Genomic DNA, 18238 nt, shown 5'->3' on the forward strand with positions numbered 1-18238 from the left:
TGCCCGCCGTCCCCGTCCGCCCGCCCGGCCGTCCTCAGCAGCGGGAGGGCCCCGGTGGCTGCGCCGCGTGCCGCGAGGCTGGGGACCCCGGGGACGTCGGGGGCGAGCGTGGCGGCGCCCCGTTCGCGGCGCGCGCGCACGAGCCCGGCGCGGATCTCCGCGCGCGGGATCTGGCTCGTCGTCGGGACGTCCTCGGGATGGTGCATCGGTGACAACCTAGACGCACGGGCGTCGGGTGTCGCGCTCCGGTCCCGACGCCTGGCCGAGGTTCGTAGACTGGTCCGCTGTGAACCCCGACCGCACCGTGTACCTGGACCACGCGGCGACGACCCCCGTGTCGCCGCGTGCCGTCGACGCGCTGCTCGCGGAGCTCCGCCGCGGCGGCAACCCGTCGTCGCTGCACGGCGCGGGCAGGGCGGCCCGGCGCACCGTGGAGGAGTCGCGCGAGTCGGTCGCGGCGTCGCTGGGTGCGCGGCCGTCCGAGGTCGTCTTCACCGCCGGCGGCACCGAGGCGGACAACCTCGCCGTCAAGGGTCTGTTCTGGGGGCGTCGGACGGCGCACCCCGAGCGGCGCCGGATCCTCGTCTCGGCCGTGGAGCACCACGCCGTCCTCGACCCCGCGTTCTGGATGGCCGAGCACGCGGGCGCGGAGATCGTGCTGCTGGCGGTCGACGGCGAGGGCCGGCTCGACGTCGCGGCGCTGGAGTCCGAGCTCGCGGCGCACGCGGACGAGACCGCGCTGATCTCGGTGATGTGGGCGAACAACGAGATCGGCACCGTCCAGCCGCTCGACGCCGTGGTGCGGGCCGCCCGCCCCTACGGCATCCCGGTGCACAGCGACGCCGTCCAGGCCGTCGCGCAGCTCGGGGTCGACTTCGCGGCGAGCGGCCTCGACGCGATGACGGTCAGCGGGCACAAGCTCGGCGCCCCGATGGGCGTGGGTGCGCTCGTCGCGACGCGTGGCCTGCCGCTGACGCCCGTGCTCCACGGGGGCGGCCAGGAGCGCTCGGTGCGTTCCGGGACGGTCGACGCCCCCGCGGTCCGGGCCTTCGCCGTCGCGCTCGCCGAGACGGTCGCCGCGCGGGAGGCGACGGCTGTTCGTCTCGCCGGGCTCCGCGACGACCTCGTCGCCGGCGTGCGGCGGCTCGTCCCGGACGCCGTCCTGCGGGGCCCCGAGCCGTCGTCCGACCGCCTGCCCGCCAACGCCCACTTCACCTTCCCGGGCTGCGAGGGCGACTCGCTGCTCTACCTGCTGGACTCCGCCGGGGTGCAGGTCTCGACGGGCTCCGCCTGCCAGGCGGGCGTCCCGCAGCCGTCCCACGTGCTCCTCGCGGCGGGTGTCCCCGAGGACGACGCGCGCGGCGCGCTGCGGTTCTCGCTCGGCGCGACCTCGGTGGCGGACGACGTCGCGCGGCTCCTCGACGTCCTGCCCGGTGTGGTGGACCGCGCCCGCTCGGCGGGGCTGGCGTCCGCGCCCGCGCGGCTGGGCGAGCGGAACGGCGAGCGGAGCGCGGGTCCCGCGCACCCGGCGCCGAGCGGAGCGGCCTGATGCGCGTGCTCGCGGCGATGTCCGGTGGCGTCGACTCGGCGGTCGCGGCGGCGCTCGCGGTCGAGGCCGGGCACGACGTCGTCGGCGTCCACATGGCCCTGTCCAAGAACCGCGACCAGTTCCGCACGGGCTCGCGCGGCTGCTGCTCGATCGAGGACGCGGGCGACGCGCGCCGCGCGGCCGACGTGCTGGGTATCCCGTACTACGTGTGGGACCTCTCGGACCGCTTCGAGGAGACGGTCGTCGCCGACTTCGTCGCGGAGTACGAGGCGGGGCGCACGCCCAACCCGTGCGTGCGGTGCAACGAGCACATCAAGTTCGAGGCGCTGCTCGACAAGGCGACGGCGCTCGGCTTCGACGCGGTCGCGACGGGGCACTACGCGCAGGTCGTGCGACGCCAGGTGCCGGACCCTGCGGCCCCGGGCGGCACCCGGACCGTCGCCGAGCTGCACCGCTCCCCGAACGACGCGAAGGACCAGTCGTACGTGCTCGCCGTCATGGGGCGCGACCGGCTCGAGCGCTCGATCTTCCCGCTCGGCGGGTTCGCGTCGAAGGACGAGGTGCGCGCGGAGGCCGAGCGGCGCGGTCTGTCCGTCTCGGCGAAGCCCGACTCGTACGACATCTGCTTCGTCGCCGACGGTGACACGCAGGGGTTCCTGCGCGAGCGCCTCGGGTCACGTCCCGGTGAGGTCGTGGACACCGACGGCCGGGTGCTGGGGGAGCACGACGGCGCCTACGCGTACACGGTGGGCCAGCGCAAGGGGCTCGGCATCGACCGGCCGGCCGACGACGGCAGGCCCCGCTACGTGCTCTCGGTGGACACCGAGGCGAACCGCGTGGTGATCGGCGCAGCCGAGCTGTTGAGCGTCGACCGGATCGCCGGGGACCAGAGCGTCTGGCTCGCGGACGACGTGCTCGCTGCCGCTGCCGCGGACCCGTCGCGCGACGGCTGGTTCGACGCCGAGGTCCAGGTGCGGGCGCACGGCGCCCCGGTGGCCGCCCGGGTGCGCGCCGTCGCGGGCGACGGCGGCTCCCGCGCGGGGACCGAGGTCGAGCTCGTCGACGCCACGCTGCGCGGGGTCGCCGCGGGGCAGTCCCTCGTGGTCTACGTCGGCACCCGGGTGATCGGGCAGTCGACGGTCGTCTCCGCGCACCGCGCCCGTCTGGCGCGCGCCTCGTGACCGCCGTCTCGGGGCACGGCCCGCGGCCCGGGACGGACCCGCTGGAGGCGCAGCAGGTCGTGCTCGGCGACCTCGTCGAGCTGCCGACCGGCGTCGACGCCGTCCCGTTCCTCACCCAGCTCCCCTCTCGCGGCATCGAGGCCGGCGCGCTCGGCCGGACCGTGGCGCTGCTCGCCGAGCTTCCTGCAGAGCTCGGCCCGCACGGCTGGAAGCTCGCCGACCGCCCCGGCGCCGACCTGCGACGGGCGGGGTCGCTCCTCGCCGAGGACGTCGCGGCGCTCGCGATCGCCGCCTACGGGTACACCGGGCCGCTCGCGGTCGGGGTCACGGGCCCGTGGTCCGCGGCGGCCGAGCTGTACCTCGCTCGTGGCGACCGCGTGCTCGCCGACACGGGGGCGCGCGCCGAACTGGCCGCGTCGCTCGCCGCGGGGGTCGCCGACCACGTCGCCGACGTGCGCAGGCAGGTCCCGGGGGCGGACGTGGTCGTCCAGCTCGAGGAGCCGCTGCTCGCCCAGGTGGGCGCCGGCGTCCTGCCGACGTTCTCGGGGTTCTCGCGCATCCGCGCGGTGCACGGCCCGGAGGTCGTCGACGGGCTGCGGGCCGTGGTCGACGCGGCCCGCGCGGCCGGTGCGCGCGTCGTCGCGCACGTCGGGTCGGCATGGAGCGGCATCGGTCCTGCGGTGCTCGCGGGTGTCGACGCGGTCGGGGTCGACCTGACCCCGGGTCGCTGGGACGAGCGGCTCTGGACCGACCTGGCGAAGGCGCACGAGCGGGGCGTGCCGTTGTGGGCGGGGCTCCCACCGGCGCAGGTCTCCCAGTGCGCGGGGCCGGACGTCGTCGCGCTCGCCGACGCGATCGGTGTGCCCTGGCGACGCATCGGGCTCCCGGTGCGGGGCCTCGCGGACGTCGTGCTGCTCGAGTCCGGGCGGGCGATCGCGGACGGGTCGCTCGACGCCGCCCGGGCCGTCACCGGGAACCTCGGCCGCGCGGCGGCGGTCCTGGCGGAGCGCGCGGACGGCTGACCGGGACGGGCGGCTCGCCCTGGTACCATTTCCTGTACCACAGGAGGTTCCGATGGCCATCACGGCGAGCGAAGCGCGCAAGACCCTGTTCCCGCTCATCGAGCAGGTGAACGACGACCACACCGCGGTCGAGATCACGTCCAAGCGCGGCAACGCGATCCTGGTCTCGGTCGAGGAGTTCGAGGCGCTGACCGAGACCGCCTACCTCTTCCGGTCGCCCGCCAACGCGCGCAGGCTGCTCGACGCGGACGAGGCCCTGAGGACCGGGAACGGCATCCCCGCGGAGCTGGACCGCGGGTGAACATCGTCTTCGCGCCCCAGGCGTGGGACGACTACACCTACTGGCAGACGCAGGACCGTGCGACGCTCAAGCGGGTCACCCGGCTGATCGACGACATCTGCCGTGAACCGTACGAGGGGATCGGCAAGCCGGAGCGGCTGCGCTACGGGGTGGAGGCGTGGTCCCGCCGGATCAGTGACGAGCACCGGATCGTCTACCGGGTCGAGGGGTCGAACGTGCTGGTCCTCCAGGCGCGCTACCACTACGAGCGCTAGCGTGGCGCGCGCCCGCCCGGGGACCCGCGCGCCTCACCCCTCGCCCGCGAGGCGCTCCCACAGGAACTCGTACGCCAGCGCCGACAGGTGCGCGGCCTGTGCGTTGTCGGCCGCGCCGCCGTGCCCGCCCTCGATGTTCTCGTAGTACGTCACGTCCTTGCCGGCGTCGCGCAGCAGCGCGGCCATCTTGCGGGCGTGCCCGGGGTGCACCCGGTCGTCCTTGGTGGACGTCGTGAGCAGGACCGGCGGGTAGGTGCGTTCGGGGTCGACCAGGTGGTACGGGGAGAACGTGCGGATGGACTCCCACTGCTCCGGGTCGTCGGGGTCCCCGTACTCGGCCGCCCAGGACGCCCCCGCGAGGAGCTTCGTGTACCGGCGCATGTCGAGCAGCGGCACCGAGATCACGAGCGCCCCGAACAGCTCCGGGTACGTCACGAGCATGTTCCCGGTGAGCAGTCCGCCGTTGCTGCCGCCCTGCGCGCCGAGCCGTCGCGGCGTCGTGATGCCCCGGGCGACGAGGTCGCGTGCCACCGCGGCGAAGTCCTCGTAGGCGCGGTGCCGGTTCTCGCGCAGCGCGGCCTGGTGCCAGGCCGGCCCGTACTCGCCGCCGCCGCGGATGTTCGCGACCACGTGCACGCCGCCCCGCTCGAGCCACGACCGCCCGACCGTCCCCGAGTAGCCGGGCGTCAGCGAGATCTCGAACCCGCCGTACCCGTAGAGCAGGGTCGGGGCGCCCGCTCGCTCGCTCGTACTCTCGCTCGCCCGATCACCCGCACCGTCATCTGCACCGTCATCTGCACCGTCGCCTGCCCCGGATGGGCCGGCTGAGCCCGTGGGCCCGTCCACGAGGTCCGCCCGACCGACGACGAAGTACGGGACCCGCGTGCCGTCGTCCGACACCGCGAAGTGCTGCCGCGACACCATGCCGCTCGCGTCGAACCAGCGGGGGACGCCTTGAGCGGGTCGGCGAGGCCCGCGTCGACGGGCCCGTCGGCCGGGATCGCGAGCAGGGCGAGCGTCGTCGGGGTGAGGTGGTCGGTGACGGTGAGCCAGACGTCGTCGCTCTCGTCGGTCTCGAGCGCGCGGACGCCGACCGTCCCCAGCTCGGGGAGCCCGGTCACCGCGCGCTCCCGCCAGCCGGTCGGGGTGTCGGACGTCGCGGCTCGCGTCGGGTGCTCGGCGCCCGCCTGGTCCGGCGTGGGCGGGGTGAGCACGACGAGGCGCGTGCGGACGTCGTCCAGCACGGTGAGCACCAGGTGGGACCGGGTCCAGGTCGCCCCGGCGAGCGACGTGCTTGGGGTGGGCGCGAAGAGCACGGTGAGCCGGCGGTCGCCCGCGAGGAACTCGTCGAGATCGGTCGCGAGGAGCGACCCGGCGGGGTGCAGCGCGCCGCCCTCACGGCGCAGGTCCCAGTCGTCGCGGAGCTCGACGACGAGCAGGTCGCGGCGGATCCCGGCCTCGGCGCTCGCGGGCACGTCGACGTGGACGAGCCCTGGCGCGTCTCCGCCATCGACCGCCCCGACCGCCCCGGCCGGGTTCGTCGGGTCCGTCGGGTGGTCGAGCAGGTACAGGTCGCCCGTGTAGAAGTCGATGCTGCGGTGCACGACGTCCCGCTCGAACCCCGGTGTGCGCAGGTGCGCGGCAGCGATGTACAGGTCGTCCTCGCGGCCCTCGAAGACGGTCTCTGCCTCGGCCAGCGGGGTGCCGCGGCGCCAGCGGCGGGCGGTGCGGGGGTACCCGGAGGTCGTCGTCGTGCCGGGGCCGAGGTCGGTCTGGACGAACACGGTGTCGTGGTCGATCCAGCCGAGGCCGCCCTTGGCCAGGGGGCGGTGGAACCCGCCCTCCTCGGGTGGGACGAACCGCAGGTCGACGAGGTCGAGCTCGCGCGTGACGTCGGCGTCCGACCCGCCGGGGGAGAGGCTGACGAGAGCGCGCCGGCAGTCGGGGCGCAGGATGCTCGCGCCGTGCCACACCCAGCTCTCGCCCTCGTCGGCGCTCAGGGCGTCGAGGTCCAGCACGGTCTCCCACTCGGGGGCGTCGGTGCGGTACGACTCGGGCGTCGTCCGGCGCCACACCCCGCGGGGGTGATCGCCGTCGCGCCAGAAGTTGTAGAGCAGCCCGCCGGCCCAGGCCGCGGCCGGGATCTTCGCGTCGGAGTCGAGGATCTCCCGCGTGCGGGCCCGGGTGTGCTCGAACGAGCGGGTCGAGGCGAGGTCGGTCGCCGTGTCGGCGTTGCGGGCGCGCACCCACTCGAGCGCGCGCGGGCCATCGACGTCCTCGAGCCACTCCCAGGGGTCCGCGCTCGCCGCGCGGTGCTCGGTCTCGGGCGGGACGATGGGCTGTGAGGGCATGGCCGTCAGACTAGACGGCCGGACAGGCGGCCAGGCCGACGGCCATGGCCGCATGCGTGCGTTTCGGCAGTCTGGGTGGCCGGAGCCTCAGGAGGGGTGTTCGTGGTGACGCCATGTGACTGACGAGACAGGTTTCCGGCTTCCCAAGGACAGTCCCTTGTGAAAGTATTCACAAGTAGAGAACACGACAGCGGGTCGACCACTGAGGACCGCTCCTTCGAGCGGCTGGCCGGGCCCACGGGAGGAAGACGTGGCTACGAAGGAACAGAACGCGACCACCAGCGAGATCGACGCCCTCGTCGAGAACGGCCTCAAGGCCCTCGCCGACTACGCGTCGTTCGACCAGGCACAGATCGACCACATCGTGAAGAAGGCGTCGATCGCCGCGCTGCACCAGCACGGGACGCTCGCCCTCCACGCCGTGGAGGAGACGAAGCGAGGCGTCTTCGAGGACAAGGCGACCAAGAACATCTTCGCGTGCGAGCACGTGCCGAACTCGATGGCGCACCTCAAGACGGTCGGCATCATCGGCCGTGACGACGTGAACGGCATCGTCGAGATCGCCGAGCCCGTCGGGGTCGTCGCCGGCATCACCCCGGTCACCAACCCGACATCGACCGCGATCTTCAAGTCGCTCATCGCGCTCAAGACCCGCAACCCCATCATCTTCGGCTTCCACCCCGCCGCGCAGCAGTGCTCGGTCGCCGCCGCCCGTGTCGTCCGCGACGCTGCCATCGCCGCCGGCGCGCCGACGAACTGCATCCAGTGGGTCGAGCACCCGTCGATCGCCGCGACCGGCGAGCTCATGAACCACGACGGCGTGTCCCTGGTCCTCGCGACCGGCGGCAACGCGATGGTCCGCGCCGCCTACTCGACCGGCAAGCCGGCGCTCGGCGTCGGTGCGGGCAACGTCCCGGCCTGGATCGAGAAGACGGCGGACGTCGGCCGCGCCGTCAACGACCTCGTCATCTCGAAGTCCTTCGACAACGGCATGGTCTGCGCCTCCGAGCAGGCCGTCATCATCGACGACGAGGTCTACGACGAGTCGATCGCCGGCCTCGAGCGGCTGCACGCCTACCGGGCCACCCCGGCCGAGAAGGTCATGCTCGAGAAGTTCATCTTCGGCGTCGAGGGCACCGCGCGGAACTGTGCGGGCGCCAAGCTCAACGCGGCCGTCGTCGGCCAGACGCCGGAGTGGATCGCCGAGGGCGCGGGCTTCACCGTTCCCGAGGACACCTCGATCATCCTCGCCGAGATCGACCACGTGGGGGAGGACGAGCCGCTCTCGCGCGAGAAGCTGGCCCCCGTCCTCGCGGTCCTGCGCTCGACCTCGCGCGAGCAGGGCATCACTATGGCCGAGCAGATGGTGGAGTTCGACGGGCTCGGCCACTCCGCCGCGATCCACACCAACGACTCCGAGCTCGTCGACGAGTTCGGCAAGCGCGTCAAGGCGGTCCGGATCCTCTGGAACCAGCCCTCGGCGCTCGGCGGCATCGGTGACATCTACAACGCGCTGATCCCGTCGCTGACGCTCGGCTGCGGCTCCTACGGGCACAACTCGGTCTCGAACAACGTGTCGGCGGTGAACCTGATCAACGTCAAGCGGATCGGACGGCGGAACAACAACATGCAGTGGTTCAAGGTCCCGGCCAAGACGTACTTCGAGCCCAACGCGATCCAGTACCTGTCGCAGGTCTTCAACGTCCACAAGGTCACGATCGTGACCGACAAGATCATGACCCAGATCGGTGTGGTCGACAAGGTCCTCGACCAGCTCTACGCCCGCTCGGAGCCCGTCTCCGTGCAGATCATCGACTACGTCGAGCCCGAGCCGACCGTCGCCACCGTCACCAAGGGCGCGGAGGCCATGCAGCACTTCGGCCCCGACACGATCGTCGCCGTCGGCGGCGGGTCGCCCATGGACGCCGCGAAGGTCATGTGGCTCCTGTACGAGCACCCGGAGATCGACTTCGAGGACACGCGCGAGAAGTTCTTCGACGTCCGCAAGCGCGCGTTCAAGTTCCCGCCGCTCGGCGACAAGGCCAGCCTCATCTGCATCCCGACCTCGTCGGGCACCGGCTCCGAGGTCACGCCGTTCGCGGTCATCTCGGACCCGGAGACCGGGTTCAAGTACCCGCTCGCCGACTACGCGCTGACCCCGTCCGTCGCGATCATCGACCCGGTGCTCACGCAGACGATGCCCGCCAAGCTCGCGGCGGACTCGGGCTTCGACGCCCTGACGCACGCGACCGAGGCCTTCGTCTCCGTCTACTCGAACGACTACACCGACGGCCTGTGCCTGCAGGCCATCAAGATGGTCTTCGAGCACATCGAGACCTCGGTGACGGTCGGCGGCGAGGCGACCAAGGCCCGCGAGAAGATGCACAACGCCGCGACGATCGCCGGCATGGCGTTCGCCAACGCGCTGCTCGGCATGGTCCACGCGATGGCCCACACCGTCGGCTCGCAGTACCACCTGGTGCACGGCCGGACGAACGCCGTCCTGCTCCCGCACGTGATCCGCTACAACGGCCAGGTCCCCGCGAAGGCGACGAGCTGGCCCAAGGCGGAGCGGTACGTGGCCCCCGAGCGCTTCCAGGAGATCGCCAAGCACCTCGGGCTCCCGGCCTCGACGCCCGACGAGGGCGTGGAGTCCTACGCGAAGGCCGTCGAGGAGCTGCGCGCGAAGGTCGGCATCGAGTCGAGCTTCAAGGAGCAGGGGGTCGACGAGGACGCGTACAAGGGCTCGCTCGACATGCTCGCGCTGCGCTCCTTCGAGGACCAGTGCGCGCCCGCCAACCCGCGCGTCCCGCTGATCGAGGACATCAAGGACATCCTCGTGGCGGCCTACGACGGGACGACCCGCGAGGAGGTCCGGGCCGCCCGCAAGGCGACCGACGCCGCCCCCGTGGACGCGCCCGTGAAGGCCAAGGCGGCCTCGCTCACGAAGGCCGAGGGAAAGGCGACCGCGAAGGCCAAGAGCAAGGCCTGACGGGCCGCGTCCAGCGGCGCTCCATGTCCCGCCGGAGTACCCCCTTCCTCCAGGCGGACGACGGGCTCCTCGCCCTCAGCGGGTGAGCCCACCGGGCCCGGCTCCTCACCGTTCGCGGTGCGGGGCCGGGCCTCCGGCTTGCCGGCAGCGCCCGGGCGTCGTCCTGCGCGGCGGTCGTCCCGGGGTGTCGGACGGCGGAGCTCGCGTCGGCGGTCGGGTGACCTGCGTCGGTGGTCCGGGGGATGATGTCGACGTGACCGAGCGAGCCAGCGATCGAACCCCTGATCAGACCGACCCGACGACCGACCCGACGACTGAGGCGGCTCCCGACGTGGCTCGGGCGCGCCACCGGTGGACCGAGCTCGCGGAGCAGCTGCGGGCCGACCAGCAGGCGTACTACGGCGACGACGCGCCGACGTCCTCCGACGCCGACTACGACGCGCGGATGCGCGAGCTCGAGCAGATCGAGACGGAGCACCCGGAGCTGCGCACCCCGGACTCCCCGACGCAGCACGTCGGTGCCGCGGCCTCGACGACGTTCGACCCGGTCGACCACGTCGAGCGCATGCTCTCGCTCGACAACGCGTTCAACGCCGACGAGCTCGCGGCGTGGGCCGAGCGCGTGCACCGCGAGCTCGAGCTGCCCGCGGAGCGCACGGTCGACTACCTGTGCGAGGTCAAGATCGACGGGCTCGCCATCGCGCTGCTCTACGAGCGCGGGCGGCTCGTGCGGGCCGCGACCCGTGGCGACGGGCGCACGGGGGAGGACGTCACGGCCAACGTGCGCACGGTCGAAGGGATCCCGCACACGCTCGCGGGCGATCCGTCCACGCACCCGCACCGCATCGAGGTGCGCGGCGAGATCTTCATGCTGGTCGACGGCTTCGCGGCGCTGAACGAGGCTCAGGTCGCAGCCGGCAAGGCGCCCTTCGCGAACCCGCGCAACGCCGCGGCGGGGTCCCTGCGGCAGAAGGACCCGACGATCACCGCGGGGCGACCCCTGCGCATGTACGCGCACGGGGTCGGCGCCCTGGAGTGGGAGCAGGGTAGGCCCACGAAGCTCGAACGGCAGTCGGATGCGTACGCGCTGCTCGAGGGCTGGGGCGTACCGATCTCGCCGCACAACCGGGTGGTCGACGGTCTCGCGGGCGTCCAGGAGCGTATCGACCACTTCGGGGAGCACCGGCACGACATCGAGCACGAGCTCGACGGGATCGTCGTCAAGGTCGACGAGCTCGCGCTGCAGCGTCGGCTCGGCGCGACGAGCCGCGCCCCGCGGTGGGCTATCGCGTACAAGTACCCACCCGAGGAGGTCAACACGACGCTCCTCGACATCCGCGTCAACGTCGGCCGCACGGGCCGCGTGACGCCGTACGGGGTCATGCAGCCGGTGCTCGTCGCCGGGTCCACGGTCGAGATGGCCACGCTCCACAACGCGAGCGAGGTGGCGCGCAAGGGCGTGCTGATCGGTGACACCGTGGTGCTGCGCAAGGCGGGGGACGTGATCCCGGAGATCCTGGGCCCGGTCGTGGCGCTGCGCGACGGGTCGGAGCGCGCCTTCGTGATGCCGACCGAGTGCCCGTCCTGCGGGACGACGCTCGCGCCCGCGAAGGAGGGCGACGTCGACATCCGTTGCCCCAACGCGGAGTCGTGCCCGGCGCAGATCCGCGAGCGGCTCTTCCACGTCGCGGGACGCGGGGCGTTCGACATCGAGGCGCTGGGCTGGGAGGCCGCGGGCGCGCTGACCGACCCGGAGGCCGGTCGACCCGACGACCCGTCGGTGTACCGGCCGTCCGGCAAGGAGGACGAGGTCGCGCCCGACGCCCTGCCGCCGCGCCAGGTGCCTGTCCTGGCGAACGAGGCCGGTCTCTTCGACCTCGCACCCGGCGACCTGCGGGACGTGCGGACGTGGCGGGAGATCCGGCGTCGGGTCGACCCCGCCGCCCCCGGAGCGGCCGGTCGCAAGACGGAGGGCACGGGGCTGTGGACGGACCGGCACTACTTCTGGACCGTCAGCGACAAGGAGGGTCCGCGGCCGTCCGCGAACACGGACACGCTCTTCGCCGAGCTGGAGAAGGCCAAGGCGCAGCCGCTGTGGCGGGTGCTGGTGGCGCTGTCGATCCGGCACGTCGGGCCGACGGCGGCGCGCGCCCTCGCCCAGCACTTCGGCTCGATCGACGCGATCCAGACCGCGGCGGCGGCCGACGACGAGGCGTCGCAGCTCGCGGCGGTCGACGGGGTCGGGCCGACCATCGCACGCGCCGTCAAGGAGTGGTTCGGGGACCCGGACGAGGGCGGCTGGCGGCGCGGGATCGTCGACGCCTGGGCGGCGGCCGGGGTCCGCACCGAGGACGAGCGCGACGAGTCCGTCGTGCGGACCCTCGAGGGCCTGACCGTCGTGGTGACCGGCTCGCTCGAGGGCTACTCGCGCGACGGTGCGAAGGAGGCGATCCTCGCTCGCGGCGGCAAGGCGGCGGGGTCGGTGTCGAAGAAGACCGACTTCGTCGTGGTGGGGGAGAACGCGGGATCGAAGGAGACGAAGGCGCGCGAACTCGGTCTGCGGATCCTCGACGAGGCGGGGTTCACGGCGCTGCTCGAGGGCGGTCAGGACGCGGTGACCGAGTCCGCGTCCTAGGGCTGAACCTCAGCGAGCCGCCCAGAGCAGTCCGCGCTCGATGATCGTCCGGACCTCGGGCACCTCGAGGTCGCGCGCCTGGTGGCCGGGGGTGGCGACGAAGATCTTGCCCTGCCCCCACCGCCTGGTCCACACGGCCGGTGAGACGACGGGCTCGTGCCACGGGACGTCGTCCGACGCCTCGATGGTGGTCGTGGCGAGCACCTCGATCAGGGGGTCGTTCAGGACCCAGTACTGCTCGGAGTGGAGCTGGAAGCTGTCGATGCCCTCGACGATGGGGTGGTCGGCGCGCTCCGGGACCACGCTGACCGTGTGGTCGACGAGCCCGCGCGGGTGCGCGGCGAACTGGGCGCCCATCATCTCGAGATAGTCGGTGGCGAGCCGGAACGAGTCGATGATCCCGCCGTGCCAGCCGGCGAAGCCGGTGCCCGACTGCACCGCGGTGATCAGGCCGCGGAGCTCCTCGACGAGGATCTCGCCCATCGTCCAGGACTGGACGATCAGGTCCAGGCCCTCCATCACGGTCGCGTCCGCGTACACCTCGAGGAGTCCTCGACGGTGACGTCGAACCCGGAGTCGCGCAGGAACGGGACGAAGAGGTCGGTGGTCTCCTCGGGGAGTGGCCGGGCCATCCGCCGCGGACGACCAGGGCGCGCTTGTCGCTGTGCATCGGGCTCCTTCGCTTCGGTGCGCTTGCTACGTGATCGACGCGTCGACGGTCTGCGGGGCGAGGAACTGGTCCACCACCATCGCGCTCGCCCCGAGGACACCCGCTCGGGACGCGGCCTGCGAGGTGACGATCCGCAGGTGCTGCGTCGCGAGGGGGAGCGACCGCTGGTAGACCATCTCCCGGATGCCGGCGATCAGGTGCTCACCGGCCTCCGCGAGGATCCCGCCGACGACGATCATCGACGGGTTGAGCATACTGACGCAGGACGCCAGCACCGACCCGACGTCCCGACCCGCCTGGCGGATCGCCTGGCCGGCAGCGATGTTGCCCGAGCGGACCAGCGCCACCAGCTCGTTGCTCGTCGACACCTCGACCCCGGTCGCGCGCAGCGACTCGGCGATCGCGTACCCGCCCGCGACCGCCTCGAGGCATCCCGTGTTGCCGCACCGGCACAGCACGTCGGTGGCGCGAGGGACGGCGACGTGGCCGATGTCCCCGGCGGCGCCCTGCGCCCCGCGCCGCAGCAGCCCGTCCATGACGATGCCCGAGCCGATCCCGGTCGCGACCTTGACGAACAGCAGCTCGCGCTCCTGGGGGAACGCGGTGCGGTGCTCGCCCAGCGCCATGATGTTGACGTCGTTGTCGACGAGGACGGGGGTGCGGAACGTCGCGCGCAGCAGCGCGGGCACGTCGGCGTCGTCCCATCCGGGCATGATCGGGGGCTCGCCGGGTGGCCGGTGGTGTGGTCGACCGGCCCGGGCAGGCCGAGGCCGATCCCGGCGAGCTCGGAGGGTTTGCGTCCCGCCTCCTCCACCAGCTTCTCGCCGACCTCGCTCGCCCACGCGAGCACCCGTGCTGGTCCGTCGGCGATCGCGAGGGGCGCGTCGTGGTGGGCGAGGACGGTCGACGCGAGGTCGGTGACCGCGAGGCGCGCGTGCGTCGCGCCGAGGTCCATGGCGAGGACGATCCGGGCCGCCGGGTCGAACGCGAAGGTCGTCGGCGGGCGCCCGCCGGTCGAGGTGGCCTCGCCCGCGAGCGTGAGCAGGCCGGTCGCCATCAGGGCGTCGAGACGAGCCGCGACCGTCGACCGGGACTGGCCGGTGAGCGTCACGAGCTCAGCGCGGGTCCGGGGGTCCCGTCCCGGAACAGCTGGAACATCTCGCCGGCGCCCGTCGGTCGGGGGCGAACTTGAGCAGCTCCTCCATGCCCACAGTGAACCACGCAATCTGTCGATAATCGTCAGAACCTGGGCGACTTCTGCACTGAGATCGCCGCGGAACCGGGGGCTTCTGCCGTGAAGCATCCCATCACGTTGAGGTAACGATGCAAAAGTAGCGCAACTTCTGCTTGACGGTCGACATAAGTGGGCCTAGGTTCTGTCACATGGTCACCGAAGACCCCACAGCACCGCTGCTGCAGATGCAGGGAATCGTCAAGACGTTCCCCGGAGCCCGCGCCCTCGACGGCGTGGACCTCGAGGTCCTTCCAGGCGAGGTCCACTGCCTCCTCGGCCAGAACGGCGCGGGGAAGTCCACGCTCATCAAGGTCCTCTCCGGGGCCCACCAACCCACCGAGGGCACGATCCTCATCGACGGGAAGCCCGCCGTCATCGCCCACCCGGTCGCCGCGCTCGAGCTCGGGGTCGCGACCATGTACCAGGAGCTCGACGTCGTCGACGGCCTCTCGATCGCCGAGAACATCTACCTCGGGCACGAGCTCTCGACCGGTGGGTTCACCGCGCGTCGCACACTCGTCAAGAAGACCCGCGAGCTCCTCGACCGCCTCGGCCACGGCGAGCTCTCGCCCAACCGCGAGGTCGGGACGCTGCCCGCCGCCGGCAAGCAGATCGTCTCCATGGCGCGCGCCCTGTCCCACGACGCCCGCGTCATCATCATGGACGAGCCCTCCGCGGTGCTGGACTCCGGCGAGGTCGAGAACCTGTTCCGCGTCGTCAAGGAACTCACCAAGGCCGGCGTCGCGATCGTCTACATCTCGCACCGCCTCGACGAGATCCGCGAGATCGGCGACCGGATCACCGTCCTCAAGGACGGCGCGTCGGTGGCGTCGAACCTCCTCGTCTCCGAGACCCCCACGGCGAAGCTCATCCAGCTGATGACCGGCCGCGAGGTCGAGAACAGCTTCCCCACCGCCCCGGCGTGCCGGACGACGCGGCTCCCCTCCTCGAGGTCGAGGACCTCTCGCTCGGGAGCACCTTCCGGGACGTGTCGCTCACGGTCCGCGCCGGCGAGGTCGTCGGCCTCGCCGGTCTGGTCGGCTCCGGTCGTTCCGAGATCCTCGAGACGATCTACGGGGCCCGCCACGCGACGTCGGGCACGGTGAAGGTCGACGGCAAGGTCCTGCGTCCGGGGTCCGTCTCCCGCGCGGTCGACGCCGGGATCGGGCTCTGCCCCGAGGAGCGCAAGTCCCAGGGCCTCGTGCTCGACGAGCCAGTCTTCAAGAACATCACGCTGCCGACCTTCGCCCGGTTCGCGAAGGCCGGGTTCCTCGACGAGGCGGCCGAGCGCGCGGCCGCGGACGAGCAGATCGTCAACCTCGACGTGCGTCCCGCCGACTCCGGACGCGTCGCCCGCACGCTCTCGGGCGGCAACCAGCAGAAGGCCCTGCTCGGCCGCTGGCTCGTCCGCGGCTGCCGCGTCCTGCTCCTCGACGAGCCGACCCGCGGCGTCGACGTGGGAGCGCGCGCAGAGATCTACGCCCTGGTCCGCACCCTCGCGGACTCGGGCGCCGCCGTCCTCGTCGTCTCGAGCGAGATCGACGAGGTGCTCGGCATGGCCGACCACGCGCTCGTCATCAGCGAGGGCCGGGTCGTGCACCGAGGACCTGCACAAGAGATCGACGAGCACCGAGTGCTCGACCTCGTCATGGAAGGAAGTGCCGCGTGAGCGACCAGAAGCCGGCCGCCCCGGCGGTCAAGGACGACAGCAGCCGGGAGACCGGGGATCACGGCGGGCTCCCGCCCGCCACGGTCTCGGCAGGCTCGACCGACAACGACCCTGCACCCCACGTCAAGGACGCGAAGCCCGGCCTCCTGCACGGATCCGTCGGCCGCAACCTCGGCCTCGTGCTCGCGCTCGTCGCGATCTGCGCGGTCGGGTTCATCACGGCGGGCGACCGGTTCCTGAGCTTCGACAACATCATGACGATCCTGCGGCAGGCGGCGATCATCGGCGTCCTCGCCATCGGGATGACCTTCGTCATCACGTCGGGCGGCATCGACCTCTCCGTCGGTTCGGTCATGGGGCTCGCCACGGTGTGGGCGAGCACGCTCGCCACGCAGACGATGGCGGAGGACTTCCACTGGATCGTCATGGTCTTCACCGCGCTCGCCGTCGGCACGGTCGCGGGGTTGATCAACGGCGTGTTGATCGCCTACGGGAAAGTCGTCTCGTTCATCGTGACCCTCGCGATGCTCGTGGCGGCGCGCGGGCTCGCCGAGATCATCTCGAACCGGCAGACGCAGATCGTGGACGTGGACGGGTTCCTCGACGCGTTCCGCGGCGACCTGCTCGGCATCCCGGTGCTCGTCTGGATGTTCTTCGTCGTCGCGGCGCTCGGGTGGGTGCTGCTCAACCGGACGACGTTCGGACGCCGCACCGTCGCCGTCGGTGGCAACCCCGAGGCCGCGCGCCTCGCCGGCATCAAGGTCAAGCGCCACACGATGTACCTCTACGGCCTCGCGGGCCTGACCGCCGGCATCGCCGCCGTCATGATGATGGCCCGCACCACCGCCGGGACGTCGACCCACGGCCAGCTCTACGAGCTCGAGGTCATCGCCGCGGTGGTCGTCGGCGGGACGCTGCTCGCCGGTGGTCGCGGCACCATCGTCGGCACCGTCCTCGGCGTCCTGATCTTCGCCACCCTCGCGAACGTCTTCACCCAGAACAACCTCTCGATCTCGGCGCAGGCCGTCATCAAGGGCGTCATCATCGTCGGCGCCGTGCTCCTCCAGCAGAGGTTCGCGGGCCGCTCCAAGACCGGCTCATAGCGGCGCCGCCGCCCGACCGCACGACAGCACGACTGCTCCACCAGAACGACACAGCACCAGAAGCAGGACGACATCAAGGGAGATCTCATGTCCGCACGACTCACGACCCGCCGCCGACTGGCGACCATGACCGTGGCGACGGCTGCCGCCGCGCTGCTCGTCACAGGCTGCACCTCGAACACGGCCGAGCCCGAGGACGACGGCGACACCACGGCGTCCGACAGCGACTCGGGTGACTCGGGCGACTCCGGCGGAACGTCCGCCAACGACGAGCCGGGCGAGGACGTCGTCATCGGCTTCTCCGCCCCGGCCGCCGACCACGGCTGGATGGGCGCGATCACCAAGGCCGCCGTCGCCGAGGCCGAGAAGTACGACGACGTCGAGCTGCGTCAGGCCGAGGCGACCAACGACGTCAGCCTCCAGATCAGCCAGATCGAGACGTTCATCAACGACGGCGTCGACGCGATCGTGCTGCTGCCGTTCGACGGCACGGCGCTCACCGAGGTCGCCGAGAAGGCCATGGAGGCGGGCATCACGGTCGTCAACGTCGACCGCGAGTTCTCGAGCCCGACGGCGGCCCGCACCACCGTCCTCGGCGACAACTACGGCATGGGCGTCAGCGCCGGGCACTACATCTGCGAGCAGCTCGGGGACAACCCCGACGCCGTGGTCGCCGAGATCGCCGGCATCGACTCGCTGCCGCTGACCCAGGACCGCAGCCAGGGCTTCGAGGACGCGCTCGGCGAGTGCGGCCTCGACGTCGACAACCGCGTCGCCGCCGACTTCACCGTCCAGGGCGGCGAGACCGCGACGTCCAACCTGCTCCAGTCGGCACCGCAGATCGACGCGATCTGGAACCACGACGACGACCAGGGCGTCGGCGTCCTCGCGGCCATCGAGAACGCCGGCCGCGACGAGTTCTTCATGGTCGGCGGCGCCGGCTCGAAGAACGTCATGGAGGACATCAAGTCCGGTGACTCCGTGCTCCAGGCCACCGTCGTCTACCCGTCGACGCAGGCCGCCGACGGCATCGAGCTCGCCCGCCTGATCGTCCAGGGCAAGTCGATGGAGGACACGGTCTCGGTCGGCGTCCCGCGCACCGTCCAGCTGTTCGCGCCGGTCGTCACCGCCGACAACGTCGACGAGTACCTGCCGACCGCGTTCGAGAGCTGATCCGACCGACACCGGTGGCGGGGAGGCGAGACCTCCCCGCCACCCGGTCGGCGCTGCCCCGAGCGGGCGTCGCCGACCGGGACAACGACTGAGGAAGGAGCTCC

General features: G+C 72.2%; 9 protein-coding genes and 4 pseudogenes. 10 read left to right on the forward strand and 3 right to left on the reverse strand.

Features of this window, described 5'->3' with window-relative positions:
- Window positions 1-286 precede the first annotated feature (286 nt).
- From QUE47_RS11175 to QUE47_RS11195, 5 genes are read left to right on the forward strand one after another with little or no spacing between them, the layout of a single operon-like run.
- Window positions 287-1549, forward strand: a complete 1263-nt coding sequence (locus tag QUE47_RS11175; protein ID WP_286217351.1) for a cysteine desulfurase family protein — start codon at window positions 287-289, stop codon at window positions 1547-1549.
- Window positions 1549-2730, forward strand: a complete 1182-nt coding sequence (gene mnmA / locus QUE47_RS11180; RefSeq protein WP_286217352.1) for a tRNA 2-thiouridine(34) synthase MnmA — start codon at window positions 1549-1551, stop codon at window positions 2728-2730. The genes QUE47_RS11175 and mnmA overlap by 1 nt, the downstream gene beginning before the upstream one ends.
- On the forward strand, window positions 2727-3752 hold the full coding sequence (locus tag QUE47_RS11185) for a uroporphyrinogen decarboxylase/cobalamine-independent methonine synthase family protein (protein ID WP_286217353.1): 1026 nt from the start codon (window positions 2727-2729) through the stop codon (window positions 3750-3752). The genes mnmA and QUE47_RS11185 overlap by 4 nt, the downstream gene beginning before the upstream one ends.
- A gap of 52 nt (window positions 3753-3804) precedes the next feature.
- The gene (locus tag QUE47_RS11190; protein ID WP_286217354.1) at window positions 3805-4053 is read left to right on the forward strand and encodes a type II toxin-antitoxin system Phd/YefM family antitoxin; all 249 of its coding nucleotides are present in this window, start codon (window positions 3805-3807) and stop codon (window positions 4051-4053) included.
- Entirely contained in the window at window positions 4050-4307 is a 258-nt protein-coding gene (locus tag QUE47_RS11195) for a Txe/YoeB family addiction module toxin (protein ID WP_286217355.1), read from the forward strand. Before QUE47_RS11190 ends, QUE47_RS11195 begins: the two co-directional genes overlap by 4 nt.
- Before the next feature lie 33 nt (window positions 4308-4340).
- Here the strand turns inward: QUE47_RS11195 and QUE47_RS11200 are convergent.
- A pseudogene (locus tag QUE47_RS11200) lies at window positions 4341-6658 on the reverse strand (prolyl oligopeptidase family serine peptidase).
- Between the two features lie 250 nt (window positions 6659-6908).
- Between QUE47_RS11200 and adhE the strand changes: the two are divergent.
- Together adhE and ligA are read left to right on the forward strand one after the other, a co-directional pair.
- A complete protein-coding gene (adhE, locus tag QUE47_RS11205; RefSeq protein WP_286217356.1) occupies window positions 6909-9650 on the forward strand; it encodes a bifunctional acetaldehyde-CoA/alcohol dehydrogenase in 2742 nt (913 codons plus the stop codon).
- A gap of 253 nt (window positions 9651-9903) precedes the next feature.
- The gene (gene ligA / locus QUE47_RS11210) at window positions 9904-12285 is read left to right on the forward strand and encodes an NAD-dependent DNA ligase LigA (RefSeq protein WP_434019679.1); all 2382 of its coding nucleotides are present in this window, start codon (window positions 9904-9906) and stop codon (window positions 12283-12285) included.
- A gap of 9 nt (window positions 12286-12294) precedes the next feature.
- Here ligA and QUE47_RS11215 read toward each other — a convergent pair.
- Both QUE47_RS11215 and QUE47_RS11220 read right to left on the reverse strand, forming a co-directional pair.
- Window positions 12295-12955: pseudogene (locus QUE47_RS11215) on the reverse strand (ThuA domain-containing protein).
- 26 nt (window positions 12956-12981) lie between these two features.
- A pseudogene (locus QUE47_RS11220) lies at window positions 12982-14113 on the reverse strand (ROK family protein).
- A gap of 225 nt (window positions 14114-14338) precedes the next feature.
- Here QUE47_RS11220 and QUE47_RS11225 point away from each other — a divergent pair.
- The 3 genes and pseudogenes from QUE47_RS11225 (at window position 14339) to QUE47_RS11235 (ending at window position 18134) form a co-directional block, all read left to right on the forward strand.
- Window positions 14339-15858: pseudogene (locus QUE47_RS11225) on the forward strand (sugar ABC transporter ATP-binding protein).
- A 146-nt stretch (window positions 15859-16004) separates the two neighbouring features.
- A complete protein-coding gene (locus tag QUE47_RS11230; protein WP_286219484.1) occupies window positions 16005-16961 on the forward strand; it encodes an ABC transporter permease in 957 nt (318 codons plus the stop codon).
- Between the two features lie 87 nt (window positions 16962-17048).
- Window positions 17049-18134 (forward strand): substrate-binding domain-containing protein, encoded by a 1086-nt coding sequence (locus tag QUE47_RS11235; RefSeq protein ID WP_286217359.1) that lies wholly within the window; start codon window positions 17049-17051, stop codon window positions 18132-18134.
- Window positions 18135-18238: the final 104 nt, after the last annotated feature.

Origin of the sequence: Paraoerskovia sediminicola (assembly GCF_030296575.1) — a bacterium.
In the GTDB taxonomy this organism is placed as follows: Bacteria; Actinomycetota; Actinomycetes; order Actinomycetales; family Cellulomonadaceae; genus Paraoerskovia; species Paraoerskovia sediminicola.